The organism is Nonomuraea fuscirosea (assembly GCF_003001935.1).
GTDB classification, from domain to species: Bacteria; Actinomycetota; Actinomycetes; order Streptosporangiales; family Streptosporangiaceae; genus Nonomuraea; species Nonomuraea fuscirosea.
This window is the reverse complement of record NZ_PVNG01000004.1, coordinates 320570-340524: the sequence shown is the minus strand read 5'-3', so window position 1 is coordinate 340524 and position 19955 is coordinate 320570. Positions and strand designations below refer to the sequence as shown.

The window sequence follows — 19955 nt, the reverse complement described above, 5'->3', positions numbered from 1 at the left end:
AAGCCGCTGAGCGTTCCGGCGTGGCCGGCGAATCAGGGACATTCCGGACCCGCCCCTGACACCCTCGCGCTCAGCCGCCGTGGTCCGGCGCGCGCGGGGCCGTCGAGGTGTCAGGCCGGTTCAGGATCTGGGGTTGCCCCTGAGGCGCTTGGGGAGCCCGGTGACGCCCCACAGCCCGATCCGCCACAGCGCCTCGGACATGACCTTGCCGTTCATCTTGCTCTTGCCCACCGTCCGCTCCACGAACGTGATGGGCACCTCCACCACCCTCAGCCCGTGCCGGGAGGTGCGCAGGGTCAGGTCGACCTGGAAGCAGTAGCCCTGCGACTCCACCCCGGACAGCCCCACCTTCTCCAGCGTGGCGGCCCGGTAGGCGCGGAAGCCTGCGGTCGCGTCGCGTACGGGCAGGCCGAGCATGACGCGGGTGTAGATGTTGGCCCCTTTGGACAGCAGCTCGCGCCGCTGCGGCCAGTTGACCACCTTGCCGCCGGGCACGTAGCGCGAGCCGATGGCCAGGTCGGCGCCGTCGGCCAGCGCCTCCAGCAGTTTGGGCAGCTCCTCGGGCTGGTGGGAGCCGTCGGCGTCCATCTCGACCAGGACGTCGTAGCCCTCCTGCAGCCCCCAGCGGAACCCGGCGATGTAGGCGGCCCCGAGGCCCTGCTTGCCCGGCCGGTGCAGGACGTGCACCTGCTCGTCCGCGTCGGCCAGCCCGTCGGCGACCTCGCCGGTGCCGTCGGGGCTGTTGTCGTCGGCCACGAGCACGTGGGCGCCGGGCACGGCGGCGCGCACCCGTTCGACGATCGCCGGCAGGTTGTCGCGCTCGTTGTAGGTGGGCACGACGACGAGCACCCGGCCGAGAGTCTCCATCATCCGTCGTTCCTCATCCGATCGCCTCGCCGCCTGCCACGCCACACGGCGACTCCGGCCGCCGCCGCTCCCATCACCATCAGTGCCCACTCGGGCAGGCCGCCCACCTTGGTGGCGATCGTTTCCTGCGTCCGCACGGGCACCTTGACCACGTTCATGTCAGGGACAAGTTCGCGAGTCTGCCAGGAGACCTTACCGTCAGGTGTCACGTATGCCGAGATCCCCGTGGTGGCGGCGGTGACGACGGCCCGGTTGTGCTCGACGGCGCGCAGTTGCGACATGGCCAGCTGCTGCGGCGGCAGGTTGGACTCGGCGTAGCTGGCGTTGTTGGTCTGCACGACGATCGGGGTGCCGCCGGCGCGGACGGTCTCGCGGACGGTGCCGTCGTAGGCCACCTCGTAGCAGTTGACCGCGCCGACCGTGACCGGCCCCATCTTCAGGTCGCCCGGTTCGTCGCCGGGGACCGACTGCCTGCCGACCAGGCTGGCCCGCTCCCACAGCGCCAGCACCAGGTCCTTGAACGGCGTGTATTCGCCGAATGGCACCAGGTCCTGCTTGTCGTAGTAGTCGCCGGCCCCGGTCACCGGGTCCCAGACGAGGCTGCGGGTGGCGCGTTCGTCGCTGCCGATCGCGACGACGGCTCCGACGAGCGTGGGCACGCCGACGTCGGAGACGGCGTCCTGGATGATCTGGCGGGCGTATTCGTCGCGGTAGGGGTCGATGTCGGTGGAGTTTTCCGGCAGGACGACGATGTCGGGCTTGGGCAGTTTGCCGTCGCGTACGGCCTGAGCCAGCCGCTTGGTCTCACCGGCGTGGTTGCGCAGCACGACGGCGGGCTCGTCGCCGAGCGCGTACATGCCCCGGCCGGGGACGTTGCCCTGGACGATGCCGACGTTGACGGTGCGGCCCTCGTCACCCGGCCTGGGCAGGGCGAACGTGAGCGCGGGGACGAGCAGCGCCAGCGCCACCGGAAGGGCCCTGCCGAGCACGGCGGCCCGCGCGGACGACGAGCCGGCCAGGCGGCTGAACACGGACGGCAGGGCGGCTCGGCGGGTCAGCACGGCCTGCGCCAGCAGGCCGGCGCTCAGCGTGACGGCGAACGACACCAGCGGCACGCCGCCGAGCGCGGCATAGGGCGTGTACGGCGTCTCGCCCTGGCTGAAGGCGACCCTGGCCCAGGGGAACCCGCCGATGGGCACCAGGCTGCGCGCCCACTCCATGAGCACCCACAGGCCGGCGAACCACAGCGGCCAGCCCCGCAGCCGGAACACGGGCGCGGCCAGGGCGGCCATGGCGGCGTAGAAGAGGCACTCGGTGGCGACCAGCATGAACCACACGTCGTCGCCGATGGTGCGCACCCAGGCGAGGGCGGGCAGCAGGAACACGGCGGCGGCCAGGTAACCGAGCCAGGCCGCCCGCCTGGCGCGGGTGCCGTACAGGGAGCCGATGACGAGGGCGACGCCCAGGGGGGCGCACGGCCACCAGCCGAGCGGCGGGAAGGCCGCGAAGAGGGCCAGGCCGCCGATGGCGGCCGCGGCGACCCGGCCCGGCAGCACCCATCGCGCCCACGGCCGCGCCGCCCCATCGGAGGCGTGCCCGGCCGCGGGCGGTGGGCTCGTTGTCTCCTGAACCACTCCGGGGTCTCCTCGCCGTGTCACGAAGCCTGCTCGCGAAGCCTGCTCATCATGCCTGCTGGCGAAAACGCTACCGCCCCGCGGCCGCGCTCAGGTCCGGCGCGCCACGGGTGATCGGATTATCGGCTGAGGGCGGAAGCGGAGCGGCGGGGTGATCCCGTGGCTGAACGGGATCACCCGGCGCGATGTCGGTCCGGCGCACGAGAGCGGGAAGAGGGCCCGGAAACCCTTCGGACCGGACCCGTCTCGTCGGCGGCGAGCTCGGAATTCCGTTGTCTACTGGGCTCCCGGACCCGTCCCGGGTCCAACCCCCCGCCCGGTTGGGGTGCCCCGACTCGACGGACCGACGGCCCTGCACCTGGCTGTGTGGACGAAGTCACACTCCGTCACGGACGCAGGATCCGGCGATGTCAGAGACGGCCAACCGGCCAAGTCCCGTGCTGGACTGCGCAGCAAACTACCGACTCCACCTCAGATGTCAACCGTGTCCCGATCAGCAGAAACATCAAGTTTTCGCAGGTAGGACATGTTCGGCCGGTGGCCGTAAAGCCGGTCAAAGCCCATTAGCGGGCACCGGGGAGCGGCTTGGCAAGTCCCGCAGCGCGGGCGACAGCGGCCGCTCGTGGACGACCCCGAGCCGCTGTGTCGCACGCGTGAGAGCAACATACAGGTCGCTGGGACCGCGTGGCGACTGGGCGGCGATGAGGTCGGGTTCGGCCACGACGACGGAGTCGAACTCCAGCCCCTTGGCGTCGGTCACGCTCATGACCGCGACGGGCGCGTCCAGGGCCTCGGCGCCCTTGGCCCGCGCGGCGCCGGGCGAGACGACGACGGTGCCGGGCACGGCCGCGGCGACCTGCTCGCCGAGGGTGGCCAGCAGCGCGTCGGGCACGACCACGGCGACCTTGCCGCCCTCGTCCGTCTCCGCCTTGACCAGGGCGGGCAGCGCGGTCAGCGGCGCGGCCCAGGGCCGCGCGTCCACCTCGCGCACGGAGTCGGGGGCGCGCAGGGCGGGGTCGATGGTGGCCAGGACGCGGGCGGCCACGGCCATCAGCTCGACCGGGGTACGGTAATTGACGCTCAGCCGCTCCTGGCGCCAGCGCCCGGCCACGTACGGGTCGAGCACCTCCTCCCACGAGCGGGCCCCGGCGGCCGAGCCGGTCTGGGCGATGTCGCCGACGATCGTCATCGACCGGGTCGGGCAGCGCCGCATGACGGCCCGCCACGCCATCGGCGACAGCTCCTGCGCCTCGTCCACGATCACGTGGCCGTAGGCCCAGGTGCGGTCGGCGGCGGCGCGTTCGGCGGTGGTGAGGTAGGGGCCGTCGCCGCGCTGGCGCTCGGCCAGCCGTTCGGCCTCCACGACGTCGGACAGGCCCGTCAGCTCCAGGACCTCACGGGCGTAGGCGATCTCGGCCTCGCGCTCGCTCTGCTCGGCCTGCCGGGCGGCGGCCAGCTCCTCCTCGGCCTGCATCGCGCTGGCGCGCAGCACGTGCTCGTCGATCTCGCCGAGCAGCTCCGCGGCCTCGTCGAGCAGGGGGACGTCGGACTCGGTCCACTCCCCCGCGCGCGAGCCCTCGCGGCGCAGGAGCCGGCGTTCCTCGGGGGTCAGGGCGGAGCCGGCGGCGCCGAGGCGGTCGGGGGAGCCGTACAGGCCGAGCAGGAGACGCTGCGGCGTCAGGTACGGCCAGAGCCGGTTGAGCGCGGACTTGATCGCCGGCTCGGTGCGCAGCTCCTCGCGCAGGTCGGCGAGCTCCTCCTCGTCGATGAGCCCCTTGCCGATCTTGCGGGCCTGCTGCCTGGCCAGGGCGTTCAGCAGCGAGCGGACGAAGACGGCGCGGGCCTGGTTGTGCGGGCGGCGCGAGCGGGTGGCCTTGTTCCTGGCCGCCTCCAGCATGGGCCGGTCGATGGTGAGCGTGATCCGGCCGAGGGTGACCTCGATGGGCTGGCGGGGGATCTTCTGCCGGTCGCGCACCGCCCTGGCGATCACGTCGGCCATCCGCGGGTCGCCCTTGAGCGCGGCCACCTCGGGCCGTTCCCTGGCGGTGGCCGTCACGCCCGGGTAGAGCTCGCCGACGGTGGACAGCAGCACGTCGGTCTCGCCGAGCGAGGGTAGGACCTGCTCGATGTAGCGCAGGAAGGTCAGGTTGGGGCCGAGGATGAGCACGCCGCGGCGTTCGAGCCGCTGGCGGTGGGTGTAGAGGAGGTAGGCGGCCCGGTGCAGGGCCACGACGGTCTTGCCGGTGCCGGGGCCGCCCTGGACCACGAGCACGCCGTTGAGGTCGCTGCGGATGACGCGGTCCTGCTCGGACTGGATGGTGGCGACGATGTCGCGCATGCGGCCGGTGCGCCGCTCGTCGAGCGCGGCCAGCAGCGCGGCCTCGCCGTTGAGCGTGGCGCGGTCGTCGTCGGTGAGCGAGTCGAGGTCGAGCAGGTCGTCGTCCACGCCGACGACGTCGCGGCCCTTGGTCTGCAGGTGCCGGCGCCTGGTCACGCCCATGGGCGCGGACGGGGTGGCGCGGTAGAACGGCTGCGCCACGGGGGCCCGCCAGTCGATGAGCAGGCGGTGCTGCTCGTCGTCGGTCAGGCCGAGCTTGCCGATGTACAGCCGGCCCTCGTCCGTGTGATCGAGCCGGCCGAAGACCAGGCCGCGCTCGACGGCCCAGAGCCGGGCCAGGCGGGTGGCGTGCATCTCGGCGAACGCGTCGCGCTCGGACATGTTCTGCATCGTACCGACGGCGCCCGCGGCGAGCACTTCTTTGAGCTGCCGCTGGGTACGCTCACGCAGGGTGTCGAGGCGGTCGTACAGGGTGGTGACGTACGCCTGCTCCCTGGCGAGCTCGGTTTGACGAGTTGCCGCCTGACCGTTAATGTGGTTAATGGGACACTCCGGGCCATTCTGCTTGTTGTTACGACAAACGACGACATTAGCATGCCTGTCGAGGCACTCTCATCGCTTTCCCCCTTCCTGACCTTCCCCGGGCTTGCCGAAGCTTTCCTCAGCCCTGGTCACGTCTTGGTCGCGCCCCTTGACCCGCGCCCACGGCTCTTCCTATCGTCACATTAGTTAGGAAAGTTTCCTAACAACGATGAAGGAGACATGCCGTGAGCGGCCCGGTCCCGGGGACTCCCAGTCTGCTACGCGCCATCAATGATCGCGCCGCCCTGCGCGCCCTCATCGAGCGGGGCCCCCTGACCCGTCCCGAGATCGGCGCGCTGACGGGGCTGTCCAAGCCCACCGCCTCCCAGCTCCTGCTCCGCCTCCGGCGGGCGGGCCTGGTCGTGCTGGACGGCGTCAGGGAGGGCCTGCCCGGCCGTACGGCCGAGGTCTACCGGATCAACCCCGCGGCGGCGTACGTGGGCGCGCTCGACGTCACCCCGGGGCGGATCGAGGCCACGGTGGCCGACCTGACCGGCACGGTGGTCGGCGAGCACGTGCTGCCCACCCCGGGCCGCCCGCGCGGCGACCTGGTCGAGCGGCTGCAGGCCGCGCTGCGCGGCACCGACGCGCCCGGCCCGCTGAGCCGGGTGGTGATCGGCGTGCAGGCCGCCGTCGACCCCTCCACCGGCAGGCTCGGGTACGCCGCCGCCGAGGACGTGCCGGGCTGGCAGCTGCCCGGCCTGGTGCCCGCGCTCAGCGCCGGCCTCGGCGTGCCCGTGGCCGTGGAGAACGACGTCAACCTGGTCGCGGCGGCCGAGCGCGCGCACGGCGCGGCCCGCGGCCACCGCGACTTCGTGCTGCTGTGGGCCGACAGCGGCATCGGCTGCGCCGTCGTGCTGGACGGCCGGATGCACAGGGGCGCCACGGGCGGGGCCGGCGAGGTGGGCTACATGCCGATCCCCGGCGCGCCGACGGCACGCGAGTCCGGCCGCTACGCCAACCACGGCTTCCAGGCCCTCAGCGGCGGGCCCGCCGTGCTGAAGCTGCTGCGCTCGTACGGCGTGCGCGGCGGCGACTTCCGTCAGGCCGTCGCGAGTGCCGTACGGGCGGCGGCGGGCACCGGGCAGAAGGCCGAGGACGCCAGGGCGGGGCTGCGCGACGTCGCCGCCCGCCTGGCCGTGGGCCTGGCGGCGATCACCTCGGTCGTCGACCCCGAGCTGATCGTGCTGACCGGCGGCGTCGTGCTGCCCGGCGGCGAGCCGCTGCGCGAGCTGGTCGAGCAGGAGCTGCACGCGCTCACCATCCCCCGCCCCAAGGTCCGCCTGTCCAGCGTCGAGGGCAACCCGGTGCTGGCCGGAGCCCTGGAGCTGGCCCTGGCCGCCGTACGCGACGAGGTGTTCGGCGTGGCCGGGATCGGGGGCTGAGCGATCGCCGCTCAGGCCTGGCCCTCGGGGGCGGGCGCGGGTTCGCCGGCGACGGCGGGGGCGCGGTGCTCGTACGGGGTGCTCAGCACGACCGTGGTGCGGGTCGAGACGTTGGCCGAGGCGCGGATCTGCTGCAGCAGGTCCTCCAGCGCCACCGGCGAGGCCACCCGCACCTTGAGGATGTAGCTCTCGTCGCCGGCCACGCTGTGGCACGCCTCGATGGCGGCCAGGTGGGCCAGCCGCTCGGGGGCGTCGTCGGGCGCTGCCGGGTCGATCGGCTTGATCGACACGAAGGCGGTCAGCGGCAGCCCCACCGCGTCGTGGTCGACGATCGCGGCGTATCCGCGGACCACTCCCCGCTTCTCCAGCCGGCGTACGCGCTGGTGAACCGCTGAGACCGAGAGCCCGGTCTCCCTGGCCAGGTCGGTGAAGCTCATCCGGCCGTCACGGGCCAGCAGCGTGACGATCCGGCGGTCGATCTCCTCCATCGGTCAAAGGTAGCCGGTCATGGTCACGACATGGTCCCGACGGGACTGACTCCTCTGCGCATCGCGTGCTCGACCAGGGTGATGAGCACCTCCCTGCCGGAGTCCTTGCGGCGCGCGTCGCAGCGTACGATGGGGATGTCCGGCTCCAGGCCGATCGCCGAGCGCACCTCGCCTACCGTGAAGGGGCTGGTGCCGTCGAAGCAGTTGAGCGCCACGATGAACGGCTGGCCGCGCTTCTCGAAGTAGTCGACGGCCGGGAAGCAGTCGTCGAGGCGCCGGGTGTCGGCCAGCACGACGGCGCCCAGCGCCCCCATGGCCAGCTCGTCCCACACGAACCAGAACCGCTCCTGCCCCGGGGTGCCGAACAGGTAGAGCATGTAGTCGTTGGCCATCGTGATGCGGCCGAAGTCCATGGCCACGGTGGTGGTGAGCTTGCGTTCGACTCCTGATAAGTCGTCGATGTGCGTTCCGACCTGGGTCAGGGCCTCCTCTGTTCGCAGAGGCCGCGTTTCGGACACGGCGCCGACCATCGTGGTCTTGCCCGCGCCGAAGCCGCCCGCGATCAGAATCTTGATCGCTGTCGGCAGCCGCCAACGGTCTGTGCGACCGACTTCCATCCAGCACCGCCCGTACCTATCCCGCGCATGCGCAACCCCGCCCCTGAGGTGCCGTGGTCAGTGGTACCTGTCAAGGCGCGTTGAGAAGGCTGATCCACATGCCTGGCATCGAGACACCCTAGCAACGCCACATTTTCCACTCAAGCCGCAATCTTTTACAAGAAACAAAATGACACGGTTTGTCGTCCAGCGCCCCGTTATTCGCGGCCTTAACAGAGTAACAGTCAAGTTTGTCTGTCATGGATTCAGACGAGGCCGTTACGGCACCCGCCGAAAGCCCGAAACTCCGGTGTAACCCGCGCTGAATCCGATCTGTCTGCGCAGGTAGGAGGCGGTCCTCGGGCTGTGCGGGCGGAGCCGTTCGATGAGCTCACACGCCTCGCCGGCCAGCTCCGTCATCGCGTCCGTCACCTCCGTACGCTCCACGCCGAGCGCCAGCACGTTGAGATCGCCCCAGCTCATGTCCCTGCGGTAGGAGACGACGTCGCCGAGCAGGTGCAGGTAGCGCTGCACCTGCCTGCTCGCGGCGCGCAGATCGTCCAGATGCGCCTTCGACCAGTCGTCGGCCACGTAGATCCAGTGCGACAGATCGACAAAGCTGGAGCCCCTGCAGTCGGCGTTGTCGACGTAGCGGGCGAGCGTCGGGACGGCGCGCCGCTCCCGCCACTCCCAGGCCGTCGTCATCGCCACCAGCATGTCGGCGAGCTGGTCGCGCCAGACCCGCTGCAGGCGCTCGAACTCCCCCGCCGTCGCCATCTCGTCGCGCAGGTCGGCCAGGAAACGCGTGAGGGCCGTGCGCGGCACGGCCCCCTCGGCGACGGACAGGCATTCTCGGGTCATGCGATCGACCTGCGCGCGGGTGGTCGCGGTGTACTCGACGTGCCGGTCCACGGCCAGCACCCACAGGGCGGCCCGGTTGACCACCCGCAGCCGGCCCGCGCCGGCCCAGGGCGAGCCGAACGCGCTGGCCAGGGTCAGGTCGTGGAAGAACTCCGTGCCGAAGACGGCCTGCGGGAACAGCCCGGTGTACATCTGCGCGCATCGCTGCAGGTCCCTGCCGCACTCGGCGGCCGTTGCGCATGTCTTTCCGAGCTCGAACGCCTCGTCCAGCTCGTCCGGCATCCTAAGGCCGCTCGATCGGCTCGCGGATCATGGGCCACGACCCCCAACATCCGGATATACACCCGTCAAAGAATTCTTTCATGATCATGCGGTTCCGATCAAGGCATCGGCCGGGTGGCCGATCCGGATCCGCGATGTCACCTCCCTCTCCGTAACTCTCCCATCACCCACCGGGGCCGGTCCCGACGCGCTCCCGACGCGATCCTCGTCCCGGGCCCGATCCCCGGTCCCGATGCGGTTCTGGTGCGTTTTGTTGTGCGGTTTTGGTTGCGGTCCCCTGCTCAGTGGGGTCCCGGTGCGGTCCTCGTCCCGCGCCTAGTCTTATCCCCTGTCCTCGTGCGGTCCCGGGCCTGTCTCGGGCCGGCTCAGACCGCCAGCTTCGCGGCCAGCGCCACCCGGGAGCTGATCCCGAGCTTGGTGTAGATCTTGCCGATGTGGTACTCGACGGTCTTGACGCTGATGAGCAGCTCCCTGGCGATCTGCCGGTTCGTCAGCCCGCCGGCCACCAGCGTGGCGGTGCTCAGCTCCTGCGGAGTGAGACCGAGCCGGGCCGTGGCGGGCGGCTCCATCCCGCACGCCTCCAGCTCCTTGCCACACCGCTCCGCCAGCGGTCGGGCGCCCAGCCGCTCGGAGATCGCCCGCGCCGCTCCCAGCCGCTCGGCCGCCACCTTCCGCCGCCCGGTCCTGCGCAACAGCCTGCCCAGGTCCAGCAGCACGCGTGCCTCCTCCAGCGGACACACTCCCGCCTCCACCAGTGAGAGCGCCCGTACGAACGCCTCCTCCGCCTGGGCCGGCGCATTCCTCCCGGCCAGCAGCAACCCACGGAGCCGAGCCCGCTCAGCCCTCCTCCTGGCCTCACCCCGCCGCGCCTCCGCACTGCCCCGCCACACCTCTTCACCGTCACACCGCACCCCTTCACCGTCACACCGCACCTCTTCACTGCCCCGCCACGCCCCTTCACCGTCACACCGCACCCCTTCACCGCCCTGCCGACCCACTTCCCCGCTCTGCCACGCCCGGTCGGCGTCGTACCGCGTCCCTTCGCTGTCGAACGCGGCCAGCGCCCGCTCCGCCTCCTCCAGCCGCCCGTCCGCGACCAGCGCCTCGATCCGGGCGGGCCGCGCGTCCGGCACGAACACGTCCGGCCCTCCGCCCGGTTCTCGATCGCCACCGGCTCCCGGCACCCCGTACATCCCGGATGCTGTGGAGGGAGCCGGAAGGTGGGCGGCGGGTGGTGCTTCGCCGGGGGTCAGGACCGCCAGGGCCAGGGCGGCCTGCCGCTCGCCCATCACGTGTCCCAGCCTCCGGGCGGTGGCCGCGGCCTCCGTCGCGTGGGTCAGGGCCCGTACGTGCTCGCCCAGCGCCGCCAGTGGCGCCACGCAGGCCGCTGCCAGGGACGGCAGCAACCACCGCTGGCCGAGCGCCGCCGCCTGCGCGAAGGCGTACTCGGCGTGGGCCGCCGCCTTGTCCCACCGGGCGCAGGCGTGTTCGGCGACGGCGAGCAGCGCGGTGGCCAGCAGCCGGTGATGCGCCGGCGCGGCGGACCCGGCGGCGCGTCCGAGCATCGCGCGCGCCTGCCCGGGCTCGTCGCGGGCCAGCAGCGTGACGGCCGCGGCGAGGCTGCCGGGCGGCGCGCCGGCGCAAGGTGCCCCTGCCAGCGCCAGCACGTCGTACGGCCTGGCGGCCATGCCCTGGATGGGCTGCTCGATCGCCAGCCGGGCCCAGTCCGCCGCCGCCGCACGGTCCCCCGTGACCAGCCGCAGCCAGGCCAGCTGCTCCGCCACGTCGGCGGCGAAACCGGGTTCCGCGTGCCGCCACGCCTCGGCCAGCAGCTCGGACGCCTCATCGAAGCGCCCGGCGGCCAGCGCGAGCCGGCCCAGCACGTACCGGCGTACCGGGCGCGGATCGGCGTTGCGCACGGCGGCGAGCTCGGCCGCCCGGAGCACGTCGCCCCCGATGAGGACGTGTTCCAGCACGGCCGTACGCAACTCGTCGCGGCACGCGGCCGACTCGGTGAGCCCGGCGGCCAGGTCGAGGTGGGCGGCGGCCTCCTGCCACAGCCCGTGCTGCGCCGCCTTGGCCGCGTACCCGGCCAGCTCCTCGGCCAGCACCTCGTCCGGCCCGTCGGCCGCGGCGGCACGATGCCACAGGGCCGCCCCGGTGTCCTCGGTCACCCGCGAAGCGGCCAGATGCAGCCGCGCCCGCATCCCCGCCCCGATCCCGTCGTACGCCGCCGCCCGCGCCAGCGGCTCGACGAACCCGACCATCCGACCGGGCAACTCCCGCAACAGCCCCGCCCCGACGGCCTCCTCCAGGGCATCAAGCGACTCCCGCACCCCCAGAGCGTCGAACCGCCCGCCTGCCCCCGACGAATCAACCGGCTCGCCCACCGCCAAGGCTCCGAACCGCCCGCCCACCTCCAGAGGATCAAGCCGCCTGCTTCCCTCCAGGGCGTCAACCGACTCGCCCACCCCTGAAGCACCGAACCGCTCACCCACGCCCATGGCAGCCGAAGGCTCAGCGACTGCCAAGGCGTCGAGCCGCTCGCCTCCCTCTAGGGTGTCAAGTCGCTTATCTACCTCCAAGCCGTCGAGCGACTTGCCGACCTCCCCGGCGACGGTGACCGCCACATGCAGCGGACACTCCTCACCCAGCACCGCGCACACCGACACCAGCCGCCTGGTCGCGGGCGTGCAGGAGCGCAGTCGCCGGGCGAAGATCCGCCGGTACGTCTCCGGTGCCGGCAACCGAGCCCACGGATCGCGAAGCACCGCCGGGGGCACGACCTCCAGCAGCGCTCGGGCGTGCAACGGATTGCCGCGACTGTGCTCCCACAACCTCACTGCCGCCCCCTCCCCCAACCCAGCGCCGCGCCCACCTCCATCGCACGGTTCGACTCCCTCGCCCGCTCCCCTCTCCCCCACAGCCACGCTCCCCCGCAAACCCACCCCGTCCACCTCTCCCGCACCGACCGTTCCCACCGGGACAGGCGCGTCTCCCGGCTGTGGAGCTCGCGCCTTCCCTCCCGACACAGCAGCCCTGCCAGAACCCACCTGTGCCCTTCCCACCGGCCCAGCGACAGCGCCGCCGCCCGCGTGCGCTGTCCCCGGTGGCACGGCCCGCTCACAGCCACGCGACTGTGCTGTTGCCGCTGGCGCGGCCGTGCGTTCGTGGCTCGACTGGACCCTGCGCGCCCGCTGAGCCCCGCCACGCTGGTGGCCGGCGGCCTGACGATCCGGCAGATCGCCAGGGAGCTGCATGGTCGCGTCCGGCCCACTAGGCACGATCAGGTCCTCAGGGATGGCCACCGGCGGCCGATCTGAGGCAATTTCGATCAGATCGGCCGGGCTCAGGCCGCGCAGCGTCAAACGCACCACGTCGTCGCCGGTGAGCAGCCGCCGCAGCCCTTCAGGCAGCCACGCGCCGCCCAGATCCCGACAGGCCACCAGGACGATGACCTTCCCAGCCCGGACCCGTCTCAGGGCGTACCCCAACGCCCGCAACGAGGGCTGGTCAACCCACTGCGCGTCATCGACGACCAGACCCAGAAGCCCCTGCCCCGCCAGCCGCCCCACAAGATCGCACACCACCTGCCCAGCAGCAGCCCACGGACCCACCCCAGCCATGCGTGCACCCACCCCGGCACCACACGGACCCACTCCGACACCGCGTGGACCGAGTCCGGCCGCGCACACACCTGGCCCGCCCGTCTCCGACCGTGTCAGGGTGTCACTCGGTCCGGTGTCGACTGCCGCCGCCGATCCCCGACCGCTGATCGACGCCGCCGCCCCGGCCGGTGCCCCGGGGTCCAGCCGTGCCGCCGTCCCGGCCGGTGCCCGGGTGTTCAGCCGGGTCGCCTCGGCGATGAGTTGGCGGACGATCCCCAGCGGGAGCTCCCGCTCGTCCTCCTCGCCGCTGACCATCAGTACCCGCGCGCCCGCCTCCCCGTCGAGCGCGTGGTTGATGAGGGCGGTCTTGCCGATGCCCTCCGGCCCTTCGACCACCACTCTTCTGACGGACCCGGCGGCGGCCGCGCGCAGTTCCGCGCGCAGGAGGGCGAGCTCCTCCATTCTGCCGACGAACATGTGAGCTCCCTCCGTCCGCCCTCGCAAACCCCAGAGCAGGCGGCGAGGCCACCTGATACACCGGGGTGCGCGGCGCTCAGGGCGGGCTCACGCGGCCCCAGGCGGCGGTGGCGTCGTCGTGCCGCTTGCCCCGCACCGGCCCCCGCCGTACCTCCAGCTCCCGCACGGCGTCGATCACCGCCCCCGGCCCGCCGTCCTCCAGCGTGTCCAGGACGGTCTGCCAGCTCCAGCCGTACCAGTCGGCCAGCCGCGCCACCCCGTCGGTGAACACCCCGGCTCCCCGCACCCCGTCCGCCGCGCCGGTGATCGCCTCCCGGGCAGCCTCCGGACGGGCGGCCGCCACCCAGAAGCCGCCGGGAGCGTTCCGCATGCGCCGCACCAGCTCCAGCGTGTACGGCCGTCCGCCGGGCAGCCGTTCGAGCCGGTCGTCGCTCACCACCCGCACCCCGCCGCCCACCAGGGACAGCACGACCGGCGAATCCCCCAGGACGAGGTACTCCACCCGCCCGGAGCCCAGGCATCGCACCATGGCCACCGTCGCCGAGGGCGAGTCCGGGTTGCCCAGGTCGCACCGGCCCCCATGAGCCGACTGCGTGCCCTCGATGGCCGCCTCCAGGAGGCCCGCCAGCGACGCGCCGTCATCGGCCGCCAGCCCGGCGGCCAGCGCGCCACCGAGCCGCCCCACCAGCCAGGCCACGTCGTGCGCACACCCACTGTCCACCCCGGCTGCCGCCGTCGCCCCGTCCAGCACCACGATCCACGAGGGTCCGGCGATCACCAGGTCCTCGTTGGGCCGTTCGAAACCGGGTCTGGTGGCGTACGTGATCTCCGCGAACATGACAGCGACTGTGCCACAGCCCGCCCCGAGCCCCACCCGCCTACCGCGAGCCGCTCACCCCCCACCCATCGCAAGACCCACCTGCCAAGGGGCGGCCGCCCCCCGCCAGTGTGCCAGCATGCGGGCTGCCGGATGGAAGATCGCGCCCAATCGCCCTAAGATATTCCTTGACACGAATATTCGTCATAGAGAATACTTTGACCCATGGACGCATTGCTCACCGCACTGGCCGACCCGGCCCGTTGGCGGCTTGTGGGGCTGCTGGCTGAGCGGCCGCGGCCGGTCGGTGTTCTGGCTCAGCTCGCCGAGGCGCGCCAGCCGCAGACGACCAAGCACCTGCAGACCCTCGAACGGGCCGGGGTCGTCACCTCCCAGCGCTCCGGGCAGCGCCGTGTCTACGCGCTTCAGGCCGGGCCGCTGCGGGAGCTGGCGGCGGTGCTCACCCTGCTGGCCGACACCGCGGAGCAGGCCGGCGGGTCGCGCGAGACCTATGACCGCTACGGGCTCAGCCTCCAGGCCGAGCGGCTCGCCGCCGCGAAGCCGGGCTGGGCCGACGGCCGTTCCTTCCGCTTCCACCGGTCGCTCACGGCGGGTCCCGAGGAGGTCTGGCGGCATCTGACCGAGGCGCCCCTGCTCGCCCGCTGGTGGACGCCGGACGACCTGCGCGTCTCCGAACTCGTCTTCGAGGCGCGACCCGGCGGCCGGATCGTCCACGAGTACCGCGACGCCGAAGACACCGAGGGCTCCGACCCGGTCGCCGGGCGTGCGCTGGGAGTCGTCGAGGACGTACGTCCCGGCGAGCGCCTGGCCTACCGGCTCTCCCCGCTGCTCGCCGACGGCGGCCCCGCCTTCACCGCCCACCTCGACCTCGGCCTGCGGCCCACCGACACGGGCTCGGAGCTCGACGTGCACTTCCGGGTCGCCGACAGCACGATCGACTCCGCTGACTTCATCGCCGGCATCGAGATCGGGTTCGGGCAGAGCCTCGACAAGCTCGCGACGATCCTCACGGCAGATCCGCACACCACTGAACGCACCGAACGCGAACCCACTGACCACACCATCAACGCCCAGCACGACACCACTAAGAGGAGCACGACATGACGAACTCGACCGGCCGCAAGGTGACCGCCAACCTGAGCCTCACCCTCGACGGGCGTTACCACGGCCCCGGTGGGCCCGGCGACTTCGCGGCGTTCGCCCCCTATGTGACCAGCGAGGTGGCGCGGGACCACATGAACCTCATGTGGGAGAACGCCACGACGGCGCTGCTCGGCCGGATCAACGCCGAGGGGTTCCTGGGCTACTGGCCGTCGGTCGCCGAGGACGAGAACGCCGACCCGCGCGATCGGGGATACGCCAAGTGGCTGGTCGACACGGAGAAGGTGGTCTTCTCCTCCACCTTGACCGAGGCCCCGTGGGAACGCACCCGCGTGGTGAACGCCCCCGCCGCCGACGTCGTCACCGAACTCAAGGCCACCGGCGCGGGCGACATTCTGGTCAACAGCAGTGCGAGCATCATCCAACCGCTCCTGGCGGCCGACCTGCTCGACCGGCTGTACCTCATGATCTTCCCAGAGATCGCCGGCGGCGGGCGGCGACTGTTCGACGACGGCCTGCCGACCTCGGCCTGGACGCTCACCCACCAGCGGACCGGCAGAATGGGCGAGCTCGCCATGGTCTACGACCGAGCTCGCTGACGCACGACGCCTCCGGCAACCGACCCACCGCGCGGCCGACCCCGGGCAGGCGGCCATACCGACGGCCGGGCCGCCTATCGTGGGACGGTGACGACCCTGCGGCGCGCTCTCACCGACCCGCCCCTCCCCCGTCTCCCCGGCGCGGCCGAGGAGCTGCTGCGTGAGCTGGACGCCCCGCCCCGCCTGGCCGCTCATCTGCGCGCCGTTCACGACGCGGCCCTCGACGTACTCGCCTGGCTGCGCGCCCAGCATCCCGCCGTCCCCGTGGACCACGAGGCCGTCCTGTACGGCGCCGCCACCCACGACATCGGCAAGTGCCTGCACCCGGCCGAGCTGTCGGAGCCGGGCTCGGCCCATGAGGAGGCGGGGCACCGGCTGCTGCTCGCCCGGGGCGTGCCCGAGCGGCTGGCCCGGTTCGCCCGTACGCACGGCTCCTGGACGGAGGCGGGCACGACGTTCGAGGACCACCTGGTCAGCCTGGCCGACAAGGTCTGGAAGGCCAAACGGGTGCCCGAGCTGGAGCAGTTCGTGGTCGACCGGCTGGCCGGCGCGGTGCCGGGCTGGCAGGTGTTCATGGAGCTGGACGATCTGCTCACCGGCGTGGCCGGCCGGGCCGACGACCGGCTGGTCTTCCAGAACACCTATCCGGCCGCCGCCCTCCCCCGCTGACCGCGCAAGCCCGGAACGGGGCCCGAACGCACAGAACGGGCCCCGGTACAGGCCATCTCCGCCGCAGCCCGCCCATCCCTATATGGGGAGCGGGTCCGGCACAGGCCACCCATCCCCTACGGCGAGGGGGACCGGCACGGGCCACGGGTCAGGCGCGACGAACCGGTGCCCGGCAGGGATCAGGCAGGGACGAAAGGCAGGGTCAGACGATCACGAGGTCGCGCGGCGTGTTGTTCAGCCGCTCGCCCCCGCTCTCCGTACACACCACGATGTCCTCGATCCGAGCCCCGTGCCGCCCGGCCAGGTAGATGCCCGGCTCCACCGAGAACGCGAACCCGGCCTCCATCGGCTCGCCGTTCCCGGCCACGATGTACGGCTCCTCGTGCGTCTCGATGCCGATCCCGTGCCCCGTCCTGTGGATGAAGTGCTCGCCGTAGCCCGCCTCGGCGATGACGTCGCGCGCGGCCGCGTCGATCGACTCGCACGACACCCCGGGCCGCACCGCCAGGCAGGCCGCCTCCTGCGCCCGCCGCAGCACCTCGTAGTAGGCGGCGAAGTCGGCCGGCGGCTCGCCCACGCTGTAGGTGCGGGTGGAGTCGGAGCAGTAGCCGTTGTGCAGTTGCCCGCCGATGTCGACCACCACGGGCTCGCCCGCCTGGATGACCCGGTCGGACACGTCGTGGTGGGGGCTGGCGCCGTTGGGGCCGGAGGCCACGATGACGAAGTCGACGGTCGCGTGCCCCGAGGCCAGGATGGCCTCGGCGATGTCGCGGCCCACCTCGCGCTCGGTGCGCCCGGCCCGCAGCAGCCCGGGCACGAGCCGGTGCACGCCGTCGATGGCCTCGCCCGCCTCGCGCAGCGCGGCCACCTCGCCGGGCGACTTGCGCATCCGCAGCTCCCGCAGCACGCTGCCGGCCAGCACCTGCTCCGCCTGCGGCAGCACTTCGCGGAAGCGCAGCGACGACATGGCCCACATGCGGTCGGCCAGGCCCACCTTGGCCGCCCCGCCGAGCCGCGCGGCGGCGATCGCGTAGGGGTCTTCTGTCTCGTCCCACGCCACGAACTCCAGCCCGAGCCGCCTGGCGGGCGACGCCTGCGCGGCGGGCAGCTCAAGCCGGGGCACCATCATGTACGGCTCCGCCGCGGCAGGCACCACGAGGCACGTCAGCCGCTCAAGGGGCTTGGCGTCGTAGCCGCTCACATAGCGCAGGTCAGGGCCGGGCGTCAGGAGCAGGGCGTCGAGACCGGCCTTGGCGGTGGCCTCCTGGACGGCGGCGAGGCGGGACACGGGATACAGGTCTGAGGACGTCACAGGCCCAATCTACTCGTGATCGCGGCGGCTAAAATCCGCGAAAAGGTCTCGCCACGCGGCCGGACATCGCCACACACGGTTGCGGGTCGATCACGTAGTGTGGGGCCAATTGTCCAGTTCCCCTGCGTTCGAGAGTGAGATCATGGTCGACGTCACAGGCGCGGCCGAGCTGCTCGGGCACGAGGCCGAGATGCTCGCCGTCCGGCTGGGCCACGCCCAGCGGCTCGGCAACATGGGCTGGGCGGAGTGGCACCTGCACACCGGCGAGACGATCTGGTCCGACCAGGTGTACGTGATCTTCGGCCGCGACCCGGGCGACGGCCCCATCCCGCTGCCCGACCTGCCCGAGCACGTCGAACCGGCCGACGTGGCCACGCTCGACCGGCTGCTGTGGTCGGTCGTGCAGGGCGTGGAGCCGGTACAGGCCGAGTTCCGCATCCGCCGCGGCGGGGCCGCGGCCGACCTGCGCGACCTGCGGGTGGTGCTCGAACCGCTGTCCGGGCCCGGCGGCACGATCGGCATGCACGGCGTCATCCAGGACATCACCGGCCGCCGCCGCGCCGAGCGCATGGTGTCGGAGTCGCGCCGCCAGCTCCTGGAGGCGCGCGAGCGGGCCGCGGAGGAGCGTCACGTGATGCTCGCGCTGCGCGAGGCGATCCTGCCCGAGCCGGTCGGCTGCCTCGACCTGCAGCAGACGAAGATCGCGGTCCGGTACGTGCCCGCCGAGAAGACCGCCAACCTGGGCGGCGACTGGTTCGAGGCCGCCTCGGCGGCCGACGGGCGGGTGCTGCTGGCCATCGGCGACGCCTCCGGCCACGGCCTGCCGGCGATCTCGCGCATGGCCCAGCTCCGCCACGCCCTGGTTGGCCTGGCCATGACCGGGCAGGGCGCCAACCGGCTGCTGGCCTGGCTGAACGACCTCGTCATGCACCAGCTGAAGGACACCACCGCCACCGCGATCATCGGCCATCTCGACCCGGAGACCCGGGTGTTCGCCTGGGGGCAGGCGGGCAACCTGGCGCCCATCCTGGTCCGCGGCGGGGAGGCCACCCAGCTGGCCCAGCCCAGGGGCGTGCTGCTGGGCGCGGCGCCGGGCAGCCCGTACGAGCTGGCCACCACCAGGCTGCTGCCCGGCGACCAGCTGCTGCTGTTCACCGACGGGCTGGTCGAGCGGCGGACGCGGGACATCGACGTCGGCCTCGACCTGGCGCTGGCCGCGGCCCGCCGGGTGTGCGGGCACGACCTGGACGGGAGCCTCGACCGGCTGCTCGCCGACATCGGCGGCCCCAACCCGGAGGACGACGCGTGCCTGCTGGCGGTGGGCATACTGTCCTAGTGCTGATGCTTCTGGACACCCCGTCGCTCTACTTCCGCGCCTTCTTCGGCATCCCGGAGTCGATCAAGGCTCCTGACGGCTCGCCCGTGAACGCGGTGCGCGGCCTCATCGACATGATCGCCACCCTGGTCCGCCAGCACTCCCCTGCCGAGCTGGCGGCCACCATGGACGCCGACTGGCGGCCGGCGTTCCGGGTCGCGGCGATCCCGACGTACAAGGCGCACCGCGTCGCCGGCACCGGCCGAGGGGGCGACCAGGAGGAGGTGCCCGAGACGCTCGTGCCGCAGATCGCGGTCATCAACGAGGTGCTCGACGCCCTCGGTGTGGCCCGGCTGGAGTCGCCCGGCTACGAGGCCGACGACGTCATCGGCACGCTCACCCACCAGGCCTCCGGCGCGGTCGACATCGTCACCGGCGACCGCGACCTGTTCCAGCTCGTCGACGACTCCCGGCCGGTCCGCGTCCTCTACACCGCTCGCGGCGTACGCAATCTGCAGATCGTGGACGAGGCGTTCGTCACCGCCAAGTACGGCATCCCCGGCCGCTCCTACGCCGATTTCGCCACCCTGCGCGGCGACCCCAGCGACGGCCTGCCCGGCGTGGCCGGCGTCGGCGAGAAGACCGCCGCCGCGCTGATCACCCGGTTCGGTTCGCTCGCGGCGCTGCTGGAGGCCCTCGACGCGGGCGTCACCGACGGTTTCCCGGCCGGCAGCAGGACCAAGCTGAGCGCCGCCCGCGACTACCTGAACGCCGCTCCCGCCGTGGTCAAGGTGGCTCCCGACGCGCCGCTGCCGGGCGCCGACCTCACGCTGCCGGCCAAGCCGCGCGATCCGGAGGCGCTGGTCGCCCTGGCCGACCGCTACGGCCTGGACAGCCCGCTCAACCGCCTCCTGGACGTCCTCGGCCGCTGACCCGCCCCACGCCGGCCAGCCGAAAACCGCATCAGCCGAACCCGCGCCGGCCGGCCCGGAAGTCCGCCGGC

The 19955-nt window shown here is 72.5% G+C and carries 15 protein-coding genes and 1 pseudogene; 6 read left to right on the top strand and 10 right to left on the bottom strand.

All coding sequences use genetic code 11. The features are described 5' to 3' along the window. Positions 1–120 precede the first annotated feature (120 nt). The 3 genes from B0I32_RS11625 to B0I32_RS11615 form a co-directional block, all read right to left on the bottom strand. Entirely contained in the window at positions 121–870 is a 750-nt protein-coding gene (locus B0I32_RS11625; protein WP_106237666.1) for a polyprenol monophosphomannose synthase, read from the bottom strand. Further along, positions 867–2501: an apolipoprotein N-acyltransferase gene (gene lnt / locus B0I32_RS11620; RefSeq protein ID WP_245955767.1), complete on the bottom strand. Its 1635-nt coding sequence runs from the start codon at positions 2499–2501 to the stop codon at positions 867–869. Before lnt ends, B0I32_RS11625 begins: the two co-directional genes overlap by 4 nt. Before the next feature lie 553 nt (positions 2502–3054). Further along, positions 3055–5220, bottom strand: coding sequence for a HelD family protein (locus B0I32_RS11615; protein WP_245955766.1), 2166 nt, complete (start codon positions 5218–5220; stop codon positions 3055–3057). Positions 5221–5606: 386 nt separating this feature from the next. On the opposite strand from B0I32_RS11615, the gene B0I32_RS11610 reads away from it, so the two are divergent. Beyond that, positions 5607–6806 carry an ROK family protein gene (locus tag B0I32_RS11610; protein WP_106237660.1) on the top strand — a complete coding sequence of 400 codons (1200 nt, stop codon included), beginning with the start codon at positions 5607–5609 and terminating at the stop codon, positions 6804–6806. A gap of 11 nt (positions 6807–6817) precedes the next feature. On the opposite strand, the gene B0I32_RS11605 is transcribed toward B0I32_RS11610, so the two are convergent. The 6 genes and pseudogenes from B0I32_RS11605 to B0I32_RS11585 all read right to left on the bottom strand — a co-directional run bounded on the left by B0I32_RS11605 (position 6818) and on the right by B0I32_RS11585 (position 13956). Then, positions 6818–7294 (bottom strand): Lrp/AsnC family transcriptional regulator, encoded by a 477-nt coding sequence (locus tag B0I32_RS11605; protein WP_106237658.1) that lies wholly within the window; start codon positions 7292–7294, stop codon positions 6818–6820. Between the two features lie 23 nt (positions 7295–7317). After that, complete coding sequence (locus B0I32_RS11600; RefSeq protein WP_106237656.1) at positions 7318–7911, bottom strand: GTP-binding protein; 594 nt, start codon at positions 7909–7911, stop codon at positions 7318–7320. Between the two features lie 258 nt (positions 7912–8169). Next, positions 8170–9033 (bottom strand): terpene synthase family protein, encoded by an 864-nt coding sequence (locus B0I32_RS11595; protein ID WP_106237655.1) that lies wholly within the window; start codon positions 9031–9033, stop codon positions 8170–8172. A gap of 365 nt (positions 9034–9398) precedes the next feature. Then, on the bottom strand, positions 9399–11369 hold the full coding sequence (locus tag B0I32_RS59785; RefSeq protein ID WP_245955765.1) for a helix-turn-helix domain-containing protein: 1971 nt from the start codon (positions 11367–11369) through the stop codon (positions 9399–9401). A 1125-nt stretch (positions 11370–12494) separates the two neighbouring features. Continuing rightward, positions 12495–13103, bottom strand: a pseudogene (locus B0I32_RS61640) (AAA family ATPase); the annotation flags it as partial. A gap of 91 nt (positions 13104–13194) precedes the next feature. Continuing rightward, positions 13195–13956: a protein phosphatase 2C domain-containing protein gene (locus B0I32_RS11585; protein ID WP_106237651.1), complete on the bottom strand. Its 762-nt coding sequence runs from the start codon at positions 13954–13956 to the stop codon at positions 13195–13197. A 204-nt stretch (positions 13957–14160) separates the two neighbouring features. Here B0I32_RS11585 and B0I32_RS11580 point away from each other — a divergent pair, with 204 nt between their 5' ends. The 3 genes from B0I32_RS11580 (at position 14161) to B0I32_RS11570 (ending at position 16325) form a co-directional block, all read left to right on the top strand. Then, positions 14161–15060 (top strand): metalloregulator ArsR/SmtB family transcription factor, encoded by a 900-nt coding sequence (locus B0I32_RS11580; protein ID WP_106237649.1) that lies wholly within the window; start codon positions 14161–14163, stop codon positions 15058–15060. Further along, on the top strand, positions 15057–15656 hold the full coding sequence (locus tag B0I32_RS11575; RefSeq protein WP_106237647.1) for a dihydrofolate reductase family protein: 600 nt from the start codon (positions 15057–15059) through the stop codon (positions 15654–15656). The genes B0I32_RS11580 and B0I32_RS11575 overlap by 4 nt, the downstream gene beginning before the upstream one ends. A gap of 87 nt (positions 15657–15743) precedes the next feature. Further along, positions 15744–16325, top strand: a complete 582-nt coding sequence (locus tag B0I32_RS11570) for an HD domain-containing protein (protein WP_106237645.1) — start codon at positions 15744–15746, stop codon at positions 16323–16325. A 202-nt stretch (positions 16326–16527) separates the two neighbouring features. Here the strand turns inward: B0I32_RS11570 and B0I32_RS11565 are convergent, their stop codons facing one another. Beyond that, on the bottom strand, positions 16528–17637 hold the full coding sequence (locus B0I32_RS11565) for a M24 family metallopeptidase (protein ID WP_181307272.1): 1110 nt from the start codon (positions 17635–17637) through the stop codon (positions 16528–16530). A 142-nt stretch (positions 17638–17779) separates the two neighbouring features. On the opposite strand from B0I32_RS11565, the gene B0I32_RS11560 reads away from it, so the two are divergent. Then, complete coding sequence (locus tag B0I32_RS11560; RefSeq protein ID WP_106237642.1) at positions 17780–18973, top strand: PP2C family protein-serine/threonine phosphatase; 1194 nt, start codon at positions 17780–17782, stop codon at positions 18971–18973. A 5-nt stretch (positions 18974–18978) separates the two neighbouring features. After that, positions 18979–19884 (top strand): 5'-3' exonuclease, encoded by a 906-nt coding sequence (locus B0I32_RS11555; protein ID WP_106238252.1) that lies wholly within the window; start codon positions 18979–18981, stop codon positions 19882–19884. Positions 19885–19955 lie beyond the last annotated feature (71 nt).

What these genes read in the sequence shown, in the direction of transcription:
- B0I32_RS11575 (WP_106237647.1), top strand. Translation starts at nt 15,057, where the DNA reads ATGACGAACTCGACCGGCCGCAAGGTGACCGCCAACCTGAGCCTCACC.
- B0I32_RS11555 (WP_106238252.1), top strand. Translation starts at nt 18,979, where the DNA reads ATGCTTCTGGACACCCCGTCGCTCTACTTCCGCGCCTTCTTCGGCATC.
- B0I32_RS11615 (WP_245955766.1), bottom strand. Translation starts at nt 5,220, where the DNA reads ATGTCCGAGCGCGACGCGTTCGCCGAGATGCACGCCACCCGCCTGGCC.
- B0I32_RS11580 (WP_106237649.1), top strand. Translation starts at nt 14,161, where the DNA reads ATGGACGCATTGCTCACCGCACTGGCCGACCCGGCCCGTTGGCGGCTT.
- B0I32_RS11585 (WP_106237651.1), bottom strand. Translation starts at nt 13,956, where the DNA reads ATGTTCGCGGAGATCACGTACGCCACCAGACCCGGTTTCGAACGGCCC.
- B0I32_RS11560 (WP_106237642.1), top strand. Translation starts at nt 17,780, where the DNA reads ATGGTCGACGTCACAGGCGCGGCCGAGCTGCTCGGGCACGAGGCCGAG.
- B0I32_RS11595 (WP_106237655.1), bottom strand. Translation starts at nt 9,033, where the DNA reads ATGCCGGACGAGCTGGACGAGGCGTTCGAGCTCGGAAAGACATGCGCA.
- B0I32_RS11600 (WP_106237656.1), bottom strand. Translation starts at nt 7,911, where the DNA reads ATGGAAGTCGGTCGCACAGACCGTTGGCGGCTGCCGACAGCGATCAAG.
- B0I32_RS11625 (WP_106237666.1), bottom strand. Translation starts at nt 870, where the DNA reads ATGATGGAGACTCTCGGCCGGGTGCTCGTCGTCGTGCCCACCTACAAC.
- B0I32_RS11605 (WP_106237658.1), bottom strand. Translation starts at nt 7,294, where the DNA reads ATGGAGGAGATCGACCGCCGGATCGTCACGCTGCTGGCCCGTGACGGC.